Origin of the sequence: Pseudomonas spartinae (genome assembly GCF_965197125.1) — a bacterium.
Classification (GTDB): domain Bacteria; phylum Pseudomonadota; class Gammaproteobacteria; order Pseudomonadales; family Pseudomonadaceae; genus Aquipseudomonas; species Aquipseudomonas composti_A.
Genome location: NZ_CBDAMB010000001.1, coordinates 454,088 through 470,028 on the forward strand (window position 1 = coordinate 454,088; position 15,941 = coordinate 470,028).

The 15,941-nt window shown below is 63.6% G+C and carries 14 protein-coding genes; 4 read left to right on the forward strand and 10 right to left on the reverse strand.

Annotated features, from left to right (window positions below; genetic code table 11):
* Positions 1 to 108: 108 nt before the first annotated feature.
* A complete protein-coding gene (locus ACN8M7_RS02155) occupies positions 109 to 672 on the reverse strand; it encodes a TetR/AcrR family transcriptional regulator (RefSeq protein ID WP_490259614.1) in 564 nt (187 codons plus the stop codon).
* Between the two features lie 176 nt (positions 673 to 848).
* On the opposite strand from ACN8M7_RS02155, the gene ACN8M7_RS02160 reads away from it, so the two are divergent.
* Complete coding sequence (locus ACN8M7_RS02160) at positions 849 to 1,505, forward strand: glutathione S-transferase (protein WP_156458613.1); 657 nt, start codon at positions 849 to 851, stop codon at positions 1,503 to 1,505.
* Positions 1,506 to 1,742: 237 nt separating this feature from the next.
* Here the strand turns inward: ACN8M7_RS02160 and aldA are convergent, their stop codons facing one another.
* The 4 genes from aldA to ACN8M7_RS02180 are packed head-to-tail and all read right to left on the reverse strand — an operon-like array spanning position 1,743 to position 6,530.
* The gene (gene aldA / locus ACN8M7_RS02165; protein WP_490259615.1) at positions 1,743 to 3,173 is read right to left on the reverse strand and encodes an aldehyde dehydrogenase; all 1,431 of its coding nucleotides are present in this window, start codon (positions 3,171 to 3,173) and stop codon (positions 1,743 to 1,745) included.
* Positions 3,174 to 3,209: 36 nt separating this feature from the next.
* Positions 3,210 to 4,010 carry an HpcH/HpaI aldolase family protein gene (locus tag ACN8M7_RS02170; RefSeq protein WP_490259616.1) on the reverse strand — a complete coding sequence of 267 codons (801 nt, stop codon included), beginning with the start codon at positions 4,008 to 4,010 and terminating at the stop codon, positions 3,210 to 3,212.
* A 12-nt stretch (positions 4,011 to 4,022) separates the two neighbouring features.
* On the reverse strand, positions 4,023 to 5,207 hold the full coding sequence (gene rhmD / locus ACN8M7_RS02175; protein WP_061240460.1) for an L-rhamnonate dehydratase: 1,185 nt from the start codon (positions 5,205 to 5,207) through the stop codon (positions 4,023 to 4,025).
* Positions 5,208 to 5,228: 21 nt separating this feature from the next.
* Positions 5,229 to 6,530: an MFS transporter gene (locus ACN8M7_RS02180; protein WP_061240459.1), complete on the reverse strand. Its 1,302-nt coding sequence runs from the start codon at positions 6,528 to 6,530 to the stop codon at positions 5,229 to 5,231.
* Between the two features lie 269 nt (positions 6,531 to 6,799).
* On the opposite strand from ACN8M7_RS02180, the gene ACN8M7_RS02185 reads away from it, so the two are divergent.
* On the forward strand, positions 6,800 to 7,765 hold the full coding sequence (locus ACN8M7_RS02185) for a LysR family transcriptional regulator (RefSeq protein WP_061240458.1): 966 nt from the start codon (positions 6,800 to 6,802) through the stop codon (positions 7,763 to 7,765).
* 73 nt (positions 7,766 to 7,838) lie between these two features.
* Here the strand turns inward: ACN8M7_RS02185 and ACN8M7_RS02190 are convergent, their stop codons facing one another.
* The 4 genes from ACN8M7_RS02190 to ACN8M7_RS02205 all read right to left on the reverse strand — a co-directional run bounded on the left by ACN8M7_RS02190 (position 7,839) and on the right by ACN8M7_RS02205 (position 12,115).
* The gene (locus tag ACN8M7_RS02190; protein ID WP_490259617.1) at positions 7,839 to 7,985 is read right to left on the reverse strand and encodes a DUF2474 domain-containing protein; all 147 of its coding nucleotides are present in this window, start codon (positions 7,983 to 7,985) and stop codon (positions 7,839 to 7,841) included.
* Positions 7,986 to 7,995: 10 nt separating this feature from the next.
* On the reverse strand, positions 7,996 to 9,003 hold the full coding sequence (gene cydB / locus ACN8M7_RS02195; protein ID WP_061240456.1) for a cytochrome d ubiquinol oxidase subunit II: 1,008 nt from the start codon (positions 9,001 to 9,003) through the stop codon (positions 7,996 to 7,998).
* 2 nt (positions 9,004 to 9,005) lie between these two features.
* Entirely contained in the window at positions 9,006 to 10,445 is a 1,440-nt protein-coding gene (locus ACN8M7_RS02200; RefSeq protein WP_490259618.1) for a cytochrome ubiquinol oxidase subunit I, read from the reverse strand.
* Between the two features lie 392 nt (positions 10,446 to 10,837).
* Complete coding sequence (locus ACN8M7_RS02205) at positions 10,838 to 12,115, reverse strand: acetyl-CoA C-acetyltransferase (RefSeq protein ID WP_490259619.1); 1,278 nt, start codon at positions 12,113 to 12,115, stop codon at positions 10,838 to 10,840.
* Between the two features lie 231 nt (positions 12,116 to 12,346).
* Here ACN8M7_RS02205 and ACN8M7_RS02210 point away from each other — a divergent pair, with 231 nt between their 5' ends.
* Positions 12,347 to 13,702, forward strand: coding sequence for a 3-oxoacyl-ACP reductase (locus tag ACN8M7_RS02210; protein WP_490259620.1), 1,356 nt, complete (start codon positions 12,347 to 12,349; stop codon positions 13,700 to 13,702).
* Positions 13,703 to 13,828: 126 nt separating this feature from the next.
* On the opposite strand, the gene ACN8M7_RS02215 is transcribed toward ACN8M7_RS02210, so the two are convergent.
* Entirely contained in the window at positions 13,829 to 14,821 is a 993-nt protein-coding gene (locus tag ACN8M7_RS02215) for an AraC family transcriptional regulator (protein ID WP_490259621.1), read from the reverse strand.
* A gap of 189 nt (positions 14,822 to 15,010) precedes the next feature.
* Here ACN8M7_RS02215 and ACN8M7_RS02220 point away from each other — a divergent pair, with 189 nt between their 5' ends.
* Positions 15,011 to 15,868 carry a MaoC family dehydratase gene (locus ACN8M7_RS02220; RefSeq protein WP_490259622.1) on the forward strand — a complete coding sequence of 286 codons (858 nt, stop codon included), beginning with the start codon at positions 15,011 to 15,013 and terminating at the stop codon, positions 15,866 to 15,868.
* Positions 15,869 to 15,941 lie beyond the last annotated feature (73 nt).

The following is a 15,941-nucleotide window of genomic DNA, read 5'->3' on the forward strand; positions in this document are numbered from 1 at the left end:
TCGTGGCAAAGGGGCACAGTCTAGCAACACTGCTGGGGCTGCACGTGTCAGAGCGGGATCAATGCACTAAGCCCATCTTGCCTGGTTCGCGGCACCACGGCCTTTTACTCAGGCTGGCAGCAGCCCAGCCTTCCGATAGCCTTCCAGAAGCGAATCAAACAAGGCGATATCGGCGCGGCTGCGGGCCATCAGCTGGGCACCGGCAATAGCCGCGAAAATAGCCCGTGCCCGCTCCTCGCACGCAACCGGATCGCCGAACCCGGCCGCAAGCAGAACCTTGGACAGCCATGCCACGTTTACGGTGGCGAACGTCTGCACCTCACTCCTCACTTGCGTGGGAAGGTCTTCATGCTCCGCGGCCATGAAGCTGCCAAGGCACAACCTGTTTCCGCTTTCGAGCGACCGGCGAAAAATGGAGGGATACCGCTGTAGGCATTCAAGCGGGTTGTCAGCCCCTGCCTGCATCGCCTCCAGTACGGCGGCCGTATCTTCCCAGTAACGCCTGGCGACCGCCGCGCCGAGATCGGCCTTGCTGGGAAAGTGGTAGTAGATACTCGCGCTCTTGATACCGACTACAGCCGCCAGGTCACGAAAATTCAGCCCGCTATAACCATGCGACTGCGCCGCCTGCTTTGCAGCCGTCAGGATGGCCTCTCGTGCGTTTGAACTCACGCCATTACCCCACCGGTTGGAAGATGGCGAGAATGCTAACTGCAAGCCCACAACCTGCCAACTGGTAGATAGGTATTGACACAAACCGGATAGCGCCTACAACTATGCCTACCAACTGATAGATAGGCACACAAATGAATACTGCAAATCACCCTACCGACGCTGCCCCACTGCCGATGAAAATCTATGACTGGTACAACGGCCCCTACCCGGCGCGAGTGCGCATCGCGCTCGCGGAAAAAGGCCTGCTAGCAAAGGTCGACTTCGTTTCGATCAATCTATGGAAAGGCGAGCACAAGGCACCCGAATTTCTCGAAATCAATTACTCCGGCACTCTTCCAGTCTTGGAGCTGAAAGACGGTACCCGCATCGCGGAATGTACGGCCATCACGCAGTATCTGGACGACCTGGACGGTTCACCCACCCTGACCGGCAGCACCGCCGTTGAAAAGGGACTGATTCACATGATGACCAAGCGGGCCGAGATCGAGTTTCTGGATGCCGTAAGCATGTACTTTCACCATGCCACCCCGGGTCTAGGCTCACACGTCGAGATCTATCAGAACAGGGAGTGGGGCCTGCACATGCGTGACAAGGCCGTACGAGGCATGCGCTATTTCAATGAGGTATTGAAGAGCCAGCCATTCGTTGCCAGCCCCTCCTTCTCCATGGCGGATATTACCGTGATTGGCGGCATGATCTTCTCCGCGCTCCTAGGGTTGGCGGTTCCTGATGATTGCCAGGCTCTTCGAGAATGGTATGCCCGGATGCAACAGCGCCCCAGCCTGGTTGCCTGGGCCGCAATGGTAGAAAAAGGCGCACCGACAAGTTGAAGGTTGCACGCGACACGCTGCGTTGCTGTACAGCCTAGGGTGGACAACGCGGAGCTTGTCCGCCTTTCGCAATGCGACCATAAATCGGCGGTGCTCTTAAGCGCGGCGAAACCACGCATGATCGTATCGCTGAGGGCGAATATCGGGCCTCCTGGGAAATGACCGCAGAAGCGGCCCTTACTAGCCGAGGGGCAAACCAGACACGGGCGCCAAAGCGCCTGCGTCTGGCTGGAGCAGTCAGCCCTGCAAATAGACCACCTGGGTGTGGGTGTACTCGTACAGGCCGTGCTTGCCATCGGCACCGCCGATACCCGACTTGCGCACCCCAGCATGGAACCCCTGCATGGCCTCGAAGTTCTCTCGATTGATGTAGGTTTCGCCGAAGTCGATTTCGCGCATGGCATGCATTGCCTTGCCCAGGTCGCGGGTGTAGAGCGATGAGGTCAGGCCGTACTCGCAATCGTTGGCCAAGGCGATGGCCTCGTCGAGGTCATCGACGATCTGGATCGGCAGCACCGGGCCGAAGATTTCTTCGCGCATGATCGGCATGTCGGCGCGACAGCCCGCCAGCACCGTGGGCTGATAGTGGTAACCCCGACCAAGATCGGCCACCTGGCCACCGGTCACCGCCGTCGCGCCCTGGGCCAGAGCTTCACGCACCTTGGCCGCTACCTTGTCCAGACCTTCGCGGTTGATCAGCGGGCCCATCTCCACATCCGGCTGGGCGACCGGGTCGCCATAGCGGGTGGCTGCCATGGCCGAGGCCAGGCGCGCGATAAATGGCTCGGCCACACTGCGCTCGACATACACGCGCTCGGCGCAGTTGCACACCTGCCCGGTGTTGATGATGCGCGAGTCGCGGATGGCACGCACCGCCAGATCGAGATCGGCATCGGCGAGGACGATGGCCGGCGCCTTGCCACCCAGTTCCAGATTGAGCTTAGTCAGGTGCGGTGCGGCCGCGGCCATGATGCGCTGGCCGGTTTCCACGCTGCCGGTGAAGCTGATCATGTCGGCCTGGCCACTGCCAGTCATGCCAGCACCGACCCGGCCGTCACCGCTGACCACATTGAACACGCCCGGCGGCAGGTCGGTCTGAGCCACCAGCCTGGCGAACTCGAAGCAGTTGTTCGGCGTCTCCTCGCTGGGTTTGATCACGATGGTATTACCGGTGATCAGTGCAGGCGCCATCTTGCGAGCGATGAGAAAGAACGGGAAGTTCCACGGCAGGATACCGGCGACCACCCCCAGCGGCTTGCGCAGCAGGAAGATCTGCTCGTTGGCGCGGTCGCTGCTGATCACCTCGCCTTCGATACGACGTGCCCACTCGGCCATGTAGTCGAGGTAGTCGGCGGTGAAATTCGCTTCCACCTCGGCCAGAGCGTTGATCTTGCCCTGCTCCAGGGTGATGGTGCGCGCCAGTGCCGGGGCGTTGGCACGGATCAGTTGGGCGATCTTGCATAGATAGCCGGCACGTTCGATGGCCGGTTTGCGTGCCCAGTCCTTCTGCGCGGCCCGGGCCGCAGCGAAGGCCTGGTCAAGATCCTCGTCGGTGGAGGCCGGCACCTTGGCCAGCAGCTCTCCGTTGGCAGGGTTGAAGACGTCGAGGTGCTCCTGGCTGGCAGTGAAGGCACCGTTGATGTAGTTCTGATAGACGGTAACGGACATGGCGTTTTCCTGTTGTCAGTGCCGACTTGCGCCGGTTCAGTAGGTGCGTGAAGCCACGGGCTGGTCATCCAGCGCCTTGTACTTGCTCAGGTTGGCGAGTGCGGCCTGGCGCATCAGGCTGATGTCGATGCCGACCGCGATGAACTGGCAGCCCCAGTCGAGGTAGCGGCGGGCATCGGCCTCCTGCGGCGCGAGGATGCCGGCTACCTTGCCGGCCGCCAGCGTGGCCTCGATGGCACGGCGAATCGCCTGCTGCACCTCGGGCTGGCTGGCATCGCCGTAGTAACCAAGGTTGGTGGACAGGTCCGCCGGGCCGACGAACACCGCATCTACACCCTCGACGGCGGCAATCGCCTCGACGTTCTCGACCCCGGCGCGCGATTCCACCTGCACGATCAGGCACAGCTGCTCATGGGCGCTTTTCAGGTAATCCGGCACGCTGTCCCAGCGCGTGGCGCGGGTCAGGCCGCCACCCACACCACGAATGCCGTGCGGCGGGTAGCGTGTGGCCTGCACCAAGGCACGCGCCTGCTCGGCGCTTTCGACCATGGGGATCATCAACGTCTGTGCGCCAATATCGAGCAACTGCTTGATCAGTGCCGGGTCACTGTTGACCGCCCGTACCACCGGCGCGCTGCGGTATGGCGCCACGGCCTGCAACTGCGCTTGCAGTGTCAGCAGGGTATTGGGCGCGTGCTCACCATCGATCAGCATCCAGTCGTAATCGAAACTGGCGACCATTTCGGCGGCGTAGCCGCTGGCAAATCCGGCCCAGATGCCGAACTGCGACTGACCGCTGGCCAGGGCGGCTTTGAAGGGGTTCAGGGGCAACTTCATGGGGCGCTCCAATCAGTGCGTGTAGGGACGATGCAGGGCACATTCGGGGTTCAGCTCGACACCGAAGCCCGGTTTATCCAGGCGCGACAGACGCATGCGGCCACGCTCCGGCACCGGTTCGCCGAGCAGTTGCGGATGGAACATCGGCACCACCTCGTCGGCCTTGGGCGCCATCATCAGGAACTCGGCGAACGGGCTGTTGGTGCGGGTGGCGACGAAGTGGTAGCTGTATACCGACGAGCCATGCGGCACGACCATGACGTTGTGCGCATCGGCCAGCGCCGAGATCTTCTGCAGTTCGGTGATGCCACCACACCAGCCGACATCGGGCTGGATGATGTCGCAGCAGCCCATCTCCAGCAGCATGCGAAAGCCCCAGCGCGTCGCCTCGTGCTCACCGGTGGTCACCAGCATGCCCGCCGGCACGTTCTTGCGTAGATCGCGGTAGCCCCAATAGTCGTCCGGCGGCAGCGCCTCCTCGATCCACTTCAGGCCGAACTCGGCGGCGCCGTGGGCCAGGCGCGTGGCGTAGTTGAGATCCAGGCTCATCCAGCAGTCGAGCATCAGCCAGAAGTCCTTGCCGACCCGCTCACGCATGGTCGCCAGTTCCTCGAGATTCTTGCGCAGACCTTCCTCGCCCTCGGCCGGGCCATGATGCAGCGGCAGCTTGCCGCCGATGAAGCCCATTTCCTTGGCCAGATCAGGGCGCGCGCCGGTGGCGTAGAACTGCAGCTCATCGCGCACGGCGCCACCGAGCAACTGGTGCACGGGCTCCTGACGCACCTTGCCAAGCAGATCCCAGAGCGCCAGGTCGACACCGGAAATGGTGTTGATCACCAGGCCCTTGCGCCCGTAGTACAGGGTCGAGTTGAACATCTGATCCCAGATCTTCTCGATGTCGGTGACCTTTGCCCCCTCGATGAAGCGCGCCAGGTGCTTCTCGACGATATAGGCGGCCGGCTCCCCCCCCGTGGTCACGGCAAAGCCGACGTTGCCGGCGCTGTCCTCGATTTCCACCACCAGCGTGCCAAGCACATTGATGCCAAAGCTGCGGCGGCTCTGACGGTACTCGGGATACTTGCTCATGGGCGTGCAGATATGGTCGTCGATCCAGTGGCCGTCGCCCTGGTCGTGGTAATCGGCGCCACCACCGCGCAGGGTGAAAGCACGTACCTGCTTGATCGTCGGGACACTCATGACATTGCTCCTTGATTCGATTCAGTGAGAGGTGGCGGGCCGGTTCAGTTGCTCTCGTCCGCCGGGAAGGCGAAAGACGAGCACCATCAACGCCGCTATCACAGTGGTGACAGACAGCAGGTAGAGGCCGGCGGCGGACGAAGCGGCGGCGGTTTCCGCCCAGTTCTTGAGGATTGGCGCAATGAAACCACCGAGAGCACCGCAGGAATTGATCAGGGCGATGCCGCCCGCAGCGGCGCTACCGGCCAGGTAGCTCGAAGGCAGGGTCCAGAAGATCGGCTGCACCGCGATGAAACCGGCCGCGGCGAAGCACAGCGCCAGCACGCCCACCAGTGGGCTGGTCACACTCACAGACAGGGCGATGCCGGCCGCCGACATCAGCAGTGTCAGGCAGGCGGTGCGCTGACGCTGACCTGTACGATCCGACCAGGCGGGAATCAGCCAGGCGGCGAGCAGCGCGCAAACCCAGGGGATGGCACTGACCAGGCCAACCATGAAGCCGACCTTGCTGCCCATCAGCCCGGCCACCTGGCTGGGCAGGTAGAACACTACGCCGTACACACTGGCCTGGATCAACAGATAGATGGCGCACAGATAGAGCACGGTCGGTTGCAACAGCACCGCGAGCAGGTTGTGGCCATGGGACTGTTTTTCACGATCCTCGGCACTGATAGCGGCCTGCAGGCTCTGACGCTCCTCAATGCTCAGCCACTTGGCATCGGCCGGTTTGTTGTCCAGATACCAGTAGGCCCAGACACCGACCACCGAAGCCATCAAGCCTTCGATCAGGAACATCCACTGCCAGCCGTGCAGCCCGGCGAAGCCATCGAACTCCAGCAACAGGCCCGACAGCGGCGCGCCGAAAATGAACGCCAGCGGTGCGCCGAAGTAGAAGAAGCCCATGGCCTTGCCACGCGACGCCGAAGGGAACCACTGCGTGAGGTAGTAGATGACCCCGGGGAAGAAACCGGCCTCGGCCACGCCGAGCAGAAAGCGCAGCAAGTAAAAGGTCGTTTCGTTGTGGGCGAACATCATGGCCGCCGAGAGCAGGCCCCAGGTGACCATGATCCGGCACATCCAGATGCGCGCTCCGACCCTGTGCATGATCAGGTTGCTGGGGACTTCGAGCAGGGCATAGCCGACGAAGAAGATGCCGGCCCCAAAAGCGAAGGCGGCATCGCTGATCCCGGTGTCGGCCTGGAATGCCAGCTTGGCGAAGCCGACGTTGGCGCGATCAAGAAACGCGAGAATGTACATCAACAGCAAGAAGGGAAGCAGCCGCCAGGAAATCTTGGCGATCAGAGCAGCAGGTACGTTATTCACGACAGTATTCCTCTTGGAATTATTGTGCACTGCGTGGGCTGGCGACTGGCGCCAGGGAAAACCTCAGACCACAGCCGGATGACGGCTTGAGCGCTGAGCGAATGGGGATGCTGGAAGTGACGGTGCGTGTCTAGACGCGGTAGGGATGGTAAGCATGCGAGCCTCGGGGCTGTTGTTTTTGTAGCCCCGACTCTAACGGCGACCATCGATGCACGACCAATCGAATCTCGCTTAATATCGATAACTAAAAGGTATCGTTGGAATCTGCCATGCAATCGCCCAATAGCCCGCGCAATCTGTTCAACCGCTTGCGTTACAAACACCTGCACATGCTGATTGCCCTGGGCTCGAGCCAGAACCTGCACCGGGCCTCGCAGATGCTGAACATGTCGCAACCGGCGGCCACGCGCATGCTGCATGAGATCGAGGAGATGTTCGGCTGCGAGCTGTTCGAGCGCCTGCCACGCGGCATGCGCCCGACTGCACTGGGCCGGCAGTTGCTGCTGTTCGCCGAGACCGCGCTCAATGGCCTGAACCGCTGCGCCGAGGATCTCGCCGCTCGCCAGCAGGGCGGCTATGGCTACCTGACCATTGGCACCATCATGGGTGCGGCGCCACGCCTGGTGATGAATACCATCGCCGAAATCAAGGCGCTGCAGCCTCAGCTGCGCATTCGCATCACCGGCGATACCAGTGACCAGATCATCCGTTCACTGGAGCAGGGCAAGATCGATCTGGCCGTGGCGCGCCGCAACGCGGCGATGGACAGCCAGCACTATGCCTTCGAGCCCCTTGGCAACGAACGCCTGATGCTGGTGGTGCGCAAGGGCCATCCCTTGCTCAGGCGGCGGCGCCTGACCCTGCAGGAGCTGGTCGGCGCCTGGCCGTGGATCCTGCAGCCGGAATCGAGCCCGGCACGCATCGCCTTCGACGGCGCCCTGGAGCGCCTGGCGCTGCCGCAGCCGGCAGACATCATCGAATGCGGGTCGGTATACGCCATGCAGCAACTGGTGCAATTGACCAACGCGCTGATGGTGCTCTCGGAAACCGCGCTCGGTGACTACCTGAAGATGGGCCTGGTCAAGGCGCTGCCACTGGACATCGAAGAGCGCATGGCGCCTTTTGGCCTGCTCTGGCGCCAAGGTGAAAAACCGACCCAGGCGCAGAGCACCTTCATCGAACTGTTGCGCCGCCGCGCTGCCGAATTGCGCGGAGAAAACCTGCCGCTGGACTGAAGGAAGAGGCTGCTGCGAATCATATCGCCAGTTCCAGGCAGAACACCTATTCAGCAGTCCAAGGAGACGGCATTCAGCTCGGCGTCCCCAACCCCGCCGCGCTCATGAACAGTCGCAGCAACCACGCCACGATCCCCAGCGCGGTGACGCTGCAGGCCCAGATCAGTACCAGCCAACCCAGGCGCTGCCACAGCGGCTTCTTCTCTTCGGTTTCGGTCATGACCGCGTCCTCAGTGATAGCCATCATCCACCGTCACTTTGCCGCGAAATACGTAGTAGCTCCATGCGGTGTACATGAGGATGAAGGGAATGATGAACAACGCGCCCACCAGCATGAAGCCCTGGCTCTGCGGCGGTGCGGCGGCTTCCCAGATGCTGATCGACGGCGGAATGACGTTCGGCCACAGGCTGATGCCCAGACCGCTGTAGCCAAGGAAAATCAGCACCAGGGTGAGCAGGAACGGCGAGTAGTTGGCGTTGCTGGCCACGGCCCGCAACAGCGCCCAGGTGCACAGCAGTACCAGCACCGGCACCGGCATGAACCAGAACAGGTTGGGCAGGCTGAACCAGCGCTCGGCGATATCCGGGTGGGCGAACGGCGTCCACAGGCTGACGATGCCCGTCACCGCCAGCAGGACGAACACCAGCGGGCGCGCCAGATCATGCATCTGCTGTTGCAGGCGACCTTCGGTCTTCATGATCAGCCAGGTGCAGCCAAGCAGCGCATAGGCGGCGATCAGTGCCACGCCGCAGAACACCGAGAACGGCGTCAGCCAGTCGAAAGCGCCGCCCGCGAAGGTCCGGTCGACCACCTCGAAACCGTCGATGTACGCCCCCAGCGCCACACCCTGGAAGAAGGTCGCAGTCAGCGAGCCGCCGATGAAGGCCTTGTCCCACAGGTGGCGCTTGGCGGCCTTGGCCTTGAAGCGAAATTCGAAGGCCACACCGCGGAAGATCAGCCCCAGCAACATCAGGATCAGCGGCAGGTAAAGCGCGTTCAGCACCACCGAATAGGCCAGCGGGAAGGCGCCGAACAGCGCCGCACCGCCGAGTACCAGCCAGGTCTCGTTACCGTCCCAGACCGGCGCGACGGTGTTCATCATCACGTCGCGCTCGCCATCGTCACGAACGAAGGGAAAGAGGATGCCGATGCCCAGATCGAAGCCATCCATCACCACGTACATCATCACACCGAAGGCGATGATCACCGCCCAGATCAGCGGAAGGTCGATACCCATGTTCAGTTCCTCTCCGGCAAGGTGTCGGTTTCACCATCTTCCAGGCCTTCCTCGGCAGCAGACAGCGGACGCGCTGGCGTACGCGGCTGGCCCGGCCCACCCTCGGAGGTACCCTTGCCCTCGTCGATCTTCGGCCCCTTGCGCACCAGGCGCAGCATGTAGCCGATCCCGGCGCCGAACAGCACGAAGTACACCACCACGAACAGCGCCAGGGTAACGCCCATCTGCGTCGCGCTGTGCCCAGAGGACGCATCGGCGGTGCGCATCAGGCCATGGATGATCCAAGGCTGGCGACCGATCTCGGTGGTGTACCAGCCGGCCAGGATCGCCAGGATGCCCGACGGCCCCATCCACACCGCCAGGTGCAGGAACGGCCGCGACTGGAACAGCCGGCCACCGCGGCGCAGCCAGGTGCCCCAGAGGCCGAGCAGAATCATCATCAGGCCCATGGCGACCATGATGCGGAAGGTCCAGAACACGATGGTGGAGTTGGCCCGGTCCTCCGGCGGGAATTCCTTCAACGCCGGCACCTGTTTGTCCAGGCTGTGGGTCAGGATCAGACTGCCGAGCGCGGGAATTTCCACCTTGAAGCGGGTTTCCTCACGCTGCATGTCCGGCCAGCCGAACAGGATCAGCGGGGTCGGCTCATCACCGACATTCTCCCAGTGCCCTTCGATGGCGGCGATCTTCGCCGGCTGATATTTCAGGGTATTGAGGCCGTGCAGGTCACCGATGAAGGCCTGTACCGGCGCCACCAGCAGCGCCATCCATACCGCCATCGACAGCATCTTGCGGATCGCCGGGTTATCGCGCCCGCGCAGCAGGTGCCAGGCCGCCGAAGCACCGACGAAGAACGCCGTGGCGAGGAAGGCCGCCGTGGCCATGTGCGCCAGGCGATAGGGGAACGAGGGGTTGAACACCACGGCGAACCAGTCGACCGGAATCACCCGGCCATCGATGATCTCGTAGCCCTGCGGCGTGTGCATCCAGCTGTTGGACGCGAGAATCCAGAAGGTCGAGATCAGCGTGCCAATGGCCACCATCACCGTGGAGAAGAAGTGCAGCCCCGGCCCGACGCGGTTCCAGCCGAACAGCATGACGCCGAGGAAACCCGCTTCGAGGAAGAACGCGGTCAGCACCTCGTAGGTCAGCAGCGGCCCGGTGACCGCGCCGGCGAAGTCGGAGAACGCACTCCAGTTGGTGCCGAACTGATAGGCCATGACCAGGCCGGAGACCACACCCATACCGAAGTTGACCGCGAAGATCTTCGACCAGAAATGGTAGAGATCGCGGTACACCGTGTTGCCGGTCTTCAGCCACAACCCTTCGAGCACGGCCAGATAGCTGGCCAGACCGATGGTGATGGCGGGAAAGATGATGTGGAACGAAATGGTGAAGGCAAACTGGATTCGGGCGAGATCAAGCGCCTCTAGGCCGAACATGTCACATCCTCATTCAGGGTTATTTCGGCCCCAGCACGCAAAGCCGATCCATAGACTCCAGGTGTTGGAGTCAAACGAGCTGAAATTGTTCTTATGGAAGCGCAGTACAGCCGAAAAGCTGCAGAGCAAAACGCGAATTGCCGCATTGATCTGGATCAATGCGCACTAAAAGACTAGCCGCTAAATACATAACTGGCGCTGTGGTGATTTGCCGCGCGGCAGGCCACCGCAGCGTTCAGCGACAACAGCACGGCAAGCGCTTGTCGCGGCTCAAGCCCCTCCCACGGCAGGTAGCGGGCAAAAAAAGGGCGGCCTCGCATCACACGGGCCGCCCGAATCACGGAGTTGCTTACATCGAGTGGCCGCGATGACTTGCAACCACCGCTATTGGATTACCGTTCGAGGATTGCAGTCACACCCTGACCACCGGCCGCGCAGATGGAAATCAGCCCGCGCCCTTCGCCGGCCACCGATAGCAGCTTGGCCAGGTTGGCGACGATACGTCCGCCGGTAGCGGCGAACGGGTGGCCGGCGGCCAGCGAACTGCCCTTGACGTTCATCTTGCTGCGGTCGATGGAGCCCAGCGCGGCGTCGAGGCCCAGGCGTTCCTTGCAGTACTCGGCATCCTCCCAGGCCTTGAGCGTGCACAGCACCTGGGCGGCGAAGGCCTCGTGGATCTCATAGTAGTCAAAGTCCTGCAACGTCAGGCCGTTGCGCGCCAGCAGGCGCGGCACCGCATAGACCGGCGCCATCAGCAGGCCTTCCTTGCCCTGGACGAAATCCACCGCCGCTGCTTCGCCGTCGCGCAGGTAGGCCAGCACTGGCAGGCCACGGGCCTTGGCCCATTCCTCGCTGGCCAGCAGCACCAGCGAGGCGCCATCGGTCAGCGGCGTGGAGTTGGCCGGCGTCAGCGTGCCGCGCGGGCCGCGTTCGAAGCAGGGCTTGAGAGTCGCGAGTTTCTCGGCGCTGATGTCCGGGCGCAGATTCTGGTCGCGGGTCAGGCCCAGGAACGGCGTCATCAGGTCGTCCTGCCAGCCCTCGGCGTAGGCCGCCGCCAGCTTCTGGTGACTGGTCAGCGCCAGCGAATCCTGCTCGTCCCGAGGAATAGCCCAGCGCTGCGCCATCAGCTCGCAATGCTCGCCCATCGACAGCCCGGTACGTGGTTCGCCATTGCGCGGGATATGCGGCGCAAGGTGGCGCGGACGAATCTTCAGCAGGCTCTTGATCTTGTCACCCGTGCTCTTGCCGCGATTGGCCTCCAGCAGAATCTGGCGCAGCCCCTCGTTGACGCCGATCGGTGCATCGGAGGTGGTGTCGACACCGCCCGCGATGCCGCAGTCGATCTGGCCAAGAGCGATCTTGTTGGCCACCAGAATCGCCGCTTCCAGGCCAGTGCCGCAGGCCTGCTGCAGGTCGTAGGCCGGGGTTTCCGGTGCCAGGCGCGAGCCCAGCACGCATTCACGGGTCAGGTTGAAGTCCCGCGAGTGCTTGAGCACGGCACCGGCCACCACCTCGCCGAGGCGTTCGCCATGCAGATTGAAGCGTTCCACCAGCCCTTCGAGGGCGCTGGTCAGCATCTCCTGATTACTCGCCCTGGCGTAGACGGTGTTGGATCGGGCGAACGGAATACGGTTGCCGCCGACGATGGCGACCCTGCGCAACTGGGTCATGGGGACTCCTTGCTGGTCGAGAAATCGAAGAAACCTGCGGCGAACTATTGCCCGTCAGCCGGCTCCCAGAAACATGAGACTTACACTGTAGCGTTATGGCCGAACAGGCTAAACCTCGGCTGGGTACGAACATTGGCCGCCTTGCCGGCACGTGAGGCAACAGAGTCAATTGCGCTTTGCCAAGTGCCGCGTACAGTGACACAACTTTCGATTCGCCCGCAGGAGAGCTTCATGTCCGATCGTTATCTCGCTTTCGCCAACTCGCCCACCGGCCGGCGCCTGGTCGGTGCCCTCGGCCTGCCGGCGCCGGTGCGCCTGGAACGCTGGATGGCCGGCCGCGTCAGGCCGGTGGACGGCGCACTGCTGCTGGGCGGTGACGGCGATCTGCTCAAGGCCGTGCAGCCCTTCGCCAACAAGCTCACCGACCAGTTGTTCGCCGCGCGCGACGGCCAGCTGGACCTGCCGCGCTGGACCGCCGAACACGGCCCCAAGCTCAAGGCGCTGGTGTTCGACGCCAGTCAGCTGACCCGTTTCGAGCAGCTGATCGAGCTGCGCGATTTCTTCCAGCCCACCTTCAAGGGGTTGGCCAACAGCCCGCGCGTAGTGGTGCTGGGCCGTGCGCCCGAGTCACTCAAGGATCCGATAGCCGCCAGCGTGCAGCGCTCGCTGGAGGGTTTCACCCGCTCGCTGGGCAAGGAAATCCGTCGCGGCGGCAGCGTGCAGCTGCTCTATGTCGGCAAGGGCGGCGAACAGCAGTTGGAAGGCGCGCTGCGCTTCTTCCTCTCACCGAAAAGCGCCTACGTTTCCGGCCAGGTGCTGCGCCTCGCCGCCTGCGGCGAACAGGTCAGGGACTGGACGCGCCCGCTGGCCGGCAAGAAGGCACTGGTCACCGGTGCCTCGCGCGGTATCGGCGCGTCCATCGCCGAAGTGCTCGCCCGGGATGGCGCCGAGGTGGTGCTGCTCGACGTGCCCCAGGCGGCCGATGCACTGCAGGCCCTGGCCGCACGCTTGGGCGGGCATCCAGTGACCCTGGACATCTGCGCCGAGGACGCGCCGCAGCGCCTGGTCGAAGCCCTGCCCGATGGCCTCGATATCGTCGTACACAACGCCGGCATCACCCGCGACAAGACCCTGGCGAAGATGAGCGATGCGTTCTGGAACTCGGTGATCGACGTCAACCTCAAGGCGTCGCAGGTGCTGACCCAGGCGCTGCTGGACGCCGACAAGCTGCACGACAACGGCCGCGTGGTGCTGATCGCCTCGATCAGCGGCATCGCCGGCAACATGGGCCAGACCAACTACGCGGTGAGCAAGGCCGGCGTGATCGGCCTGGCTCAGGCCTGGGCACCGGCCCTGGCTAAAAAAGGTATCAGCATCAACGCGGTGGCCCCCGGCTTCATCGAAACCCAGATGACCGCCGCCATTCCGCTGGGCATCCGTGAAGCCGGACGCCGGATGAACTCGATGAGCCAGGGCGGCCTGCCGCAGGACGTCGCCGAGGCCGTGGCCTGGTTCGCCCAGCCGGGCTCTGGCGCGGTGACCGCGCAGGTGCTGCGGGTGTGCGGGCAGAGTCTGCTGGGGGCCTGAGACAAGGGCGCTGGTGGGCTAAAGCGGATTGCCGCCTGGCCCACCCTAGGGTACAGGCGAGTGACTAGGTGTGGGAGGGGCTTTAGCCGCGACCGTCGCCGCTGAAGCGCCTACCACAGAGAGGCATCAACCTTTGCCGCGCTTGCGAAACTCCACGGGCGTTTCGCCAACCCAGCGTTTGAACGCACGGTAGAAAGTGCTCGGCTCGGAGAAGCCGGTACGCTCGACGATCACCTCGATACGCTCGTCGGTATTGAGCAGCAGCTCCTTGGCCAGGCGGCAGCGGTAATCGGTGATCAGGTCGTTGAAGCGCACGCCGGCCATGGCCAGGCGCTCGCGCAGACGTCGCGGCGGCATGTTCAAACGCCCCGCCACCTGCTCCAGCGTGGCGCCACCATCGACCAGCAGCTCGGCAATCAGCTCTCGCACCTGGCGCACCAGGTCCAGCCTCTCCACTTCCGCCAGCTGCCGCCGCGCCAGCGACTCATGCATGCGCAGCAATTCGGGGGCGGCGTGGCGCGAGGGCTTGTCCAGCACTGCGGCGTCGAACAGCAGCGCGCAATCCTCGGCGCCGAAGCGTACCGGGCAACCGTAAACCGCCAGGTAGCGCTCTGCCGGTGCGCCCTCGGCATGCATGAAGCACACTTCACGCGGGCGGAAATCGTTTTCGGTCAGGGCCGCAAACAGACGGATCACCGCCCCTGCCAGCATCTCCGGGAAATGACGCGGCGTGTCGGCCTCCACGCCCAGCGTCAGTACGGCGGTATCGCCGTCCACGTCCAGGCGCGCGTTGAGGGTGTCGGAGAGCAGGCGGACGTAGCGCAGTGCATGGCGCAGGCCGACGCCAAAGGTTTCGCTGGAGAGAAACAGGTATTCCAGCAACAGGCCATGGAAGGCTGGTAGGTGCTGGGCCAGGTACAGCCCGACATGTTGTTCGCCGCATTCTTCGCTGGCGGCCTTCCAGAATGCCGCCTGGGCCGCATGGGGAAAGCGACCAGCCGGTAGCCCGCCAGGAGGCAGGCCAACGCGCACCAGCACGCGGTCAGGGTCGGTTCCGCTGGCACGCAGGGCATCGATTACCGGGCGCATCAGCGCCACATCGTCGGTCAGATCACGCATGATTCCTGCTGTTCTTCTTATTAGTGAGCGTTATTCGTGAACGGCGCCATCTTAGGGTCAGCGAGCCATCGCGCGCAAACCGCGTCGCAGACGGATTGGCTAGGCTGCGCACACGTTGGGCAGAACAGCCAATGCCAGCGTGGGTCTGAGGGTTAAGCTGCTGTCATTCATTCGCCAAGGAGTTCGCCAATGGCCATCGACTGGCTCGATCTCGATACACCACCGGCTCTGCCCGGCCTGTTCCTGCGCGCAGCCCTGCGCCGCAAGGTGACTGGCCGCCAGCTGCCCAATATCGGCTTGCGCTGCCGTGTCGACGTGGACCCGAAGCACCTGGCGCGCTATCGCCAGGTCTGCGCCATTGCAGACAGTCCCTACCTGCCGCCGGTCTATCCACATGTGCTCGCCTTCGGCCTGCAGATGAAGCTGCTCACCGACCGCCGCTTTCCGTTCCCGCTGCTGGGCCTGGTGCACCTGGAGAATCGTATCCGCGTGTTGCGCCCACTGGGTGGGCTGGGGCCGTTTCAGATCAGCGTGCAGGTCACCGATCTGCAACCCCACGACAAGGGCGCCACGTTCAGCCTGATCACTCGCCTGGAGGATCAACTCGGCCTGCTCTGGGAAGGTGACAGTCGCATTCTCTGCCGCGCCCTGCATCTCGAAGGCCAGGCGCCGCTGCGGGCCGAAGAGCAGCCCCTTGAGCTGGCGCCACTGACCGACTGGGCTGCCCCTGCCGATACAGGCCGGCGCTACGCGCGCGTGGCCGGCGACTACAACCCGATCCACCTCCATGCCATGACGGCACGTCTGTTTGGCTTCCCACGTGCAATCGCCCATGGTCTGTGGAACAAGGCGCGCAGCCTGGCGGCTCTGCACGCTCACCTGCCGCAAGCCGGCTACGAAGTGCAGGTGCGCTTCCAGAAGCCCGTGCTGCTGCCCACCCACCTTGCCCTGCAAGCCAGCGAGCCTGGCGCCAGCGGTCAGTTCCGCCTGATCGGCGAAGGCGACACGCCGCATATGGCCGGTAGCTGGCAGCCGCTGGATAGCTGACCACCACCTGTTGTAGGAGCGACTGGGCGGCATTTCGCTTCAGCTGCGAAACGGATCGCGGCTGAAGCCGCTC

Bases quoted from the DNA above. Each gene is read 5' to 3' on its own strand.
- ACN8M7_RS02160 (WP_156458613.1), top strand. From the start codon at position 849: ATGAAAATCTATGACTGGTACAACGGCCCCTACCCGGCGCGAGTGCGC.
- ACN8M7_RS02210 (WP_490259620.1), top strand. From the start codon at position 12,347: ATGTCCGATCGTTATCTCGCTTTCGCCAACTCGCCCACCGGCCGGCGC.
- ACN8M7_RS02220 (WP_490259622.1), top strand. From the start codon at position 15,011: ATGGCCATCGACTGGCTCGATCTCGATACACCACCGGCTCTGCCCGGC.
- ACN8M7_RS02215 (WP_490259621.1), bottom strand. From the start codon at position 14,821: ATGCGTGATCTGACCGACGATGTGGCGCTGATGCGCCCGGTAATCGAT.
- cydB (WP_061240456.1), bottom strand. From the start codon at position 9,003: ATGGGTATCGACCTTCCGCTGATCTGGGCGGTGATCATCGCCTTCGGT.
- ACN8M7_RS02190 (WP_490259617.1), bottom strand. From the start codon at position 7,985: ATGACCGAAACCGAAGAGAAGAAGCCGCTGTGGCAGCGCCTGGGTTGG.
- ACN8M7_RS02200 (WP_490259618.1), bottom strand. From the start codon at position 10,445: ATGTTCGGCCTAGAGGCGCTTGATCTCGCCCGAATCCAGTTTGCCTTC.
- rhmD (WP_061240460.1), bottom strand. From the start codon at position 5,207: ATGAGTGTCCCGACGATCAAGCAGGTACGTGCTTTCACCCTGCGCGGT.
- ACN8M7_RS02170 (WP_490259616.1), bottom strand. From the start codon at position 4,010: ATGAAGTTGCCCCTGAACCCCTTCAAAGCCGCCCTGGCCAGCGGTCAG.
- ACN8M7_RS02205 (WP_490259619.1), bottom strand. From the start codon at position 12,115: ATGACCCAGTTGCGCAGGGTCGCCATCGTCGGCGGCAACCGTATTCCG.
- aldA (WP_490259615.1), bottom strand. From the start codon at position 3,173: ATGTCCGTTACCGTCTATCAGAACTACATCAACGGTGCCTTCACTGCC.
- ACN8M7_RS02185 (WP_061240458.1), top strand. From the start codon at position 6,800: ATGCAATCGCCCAATAGCCCGCGCAATCTGTTCAACCGCTTGCGTTAC.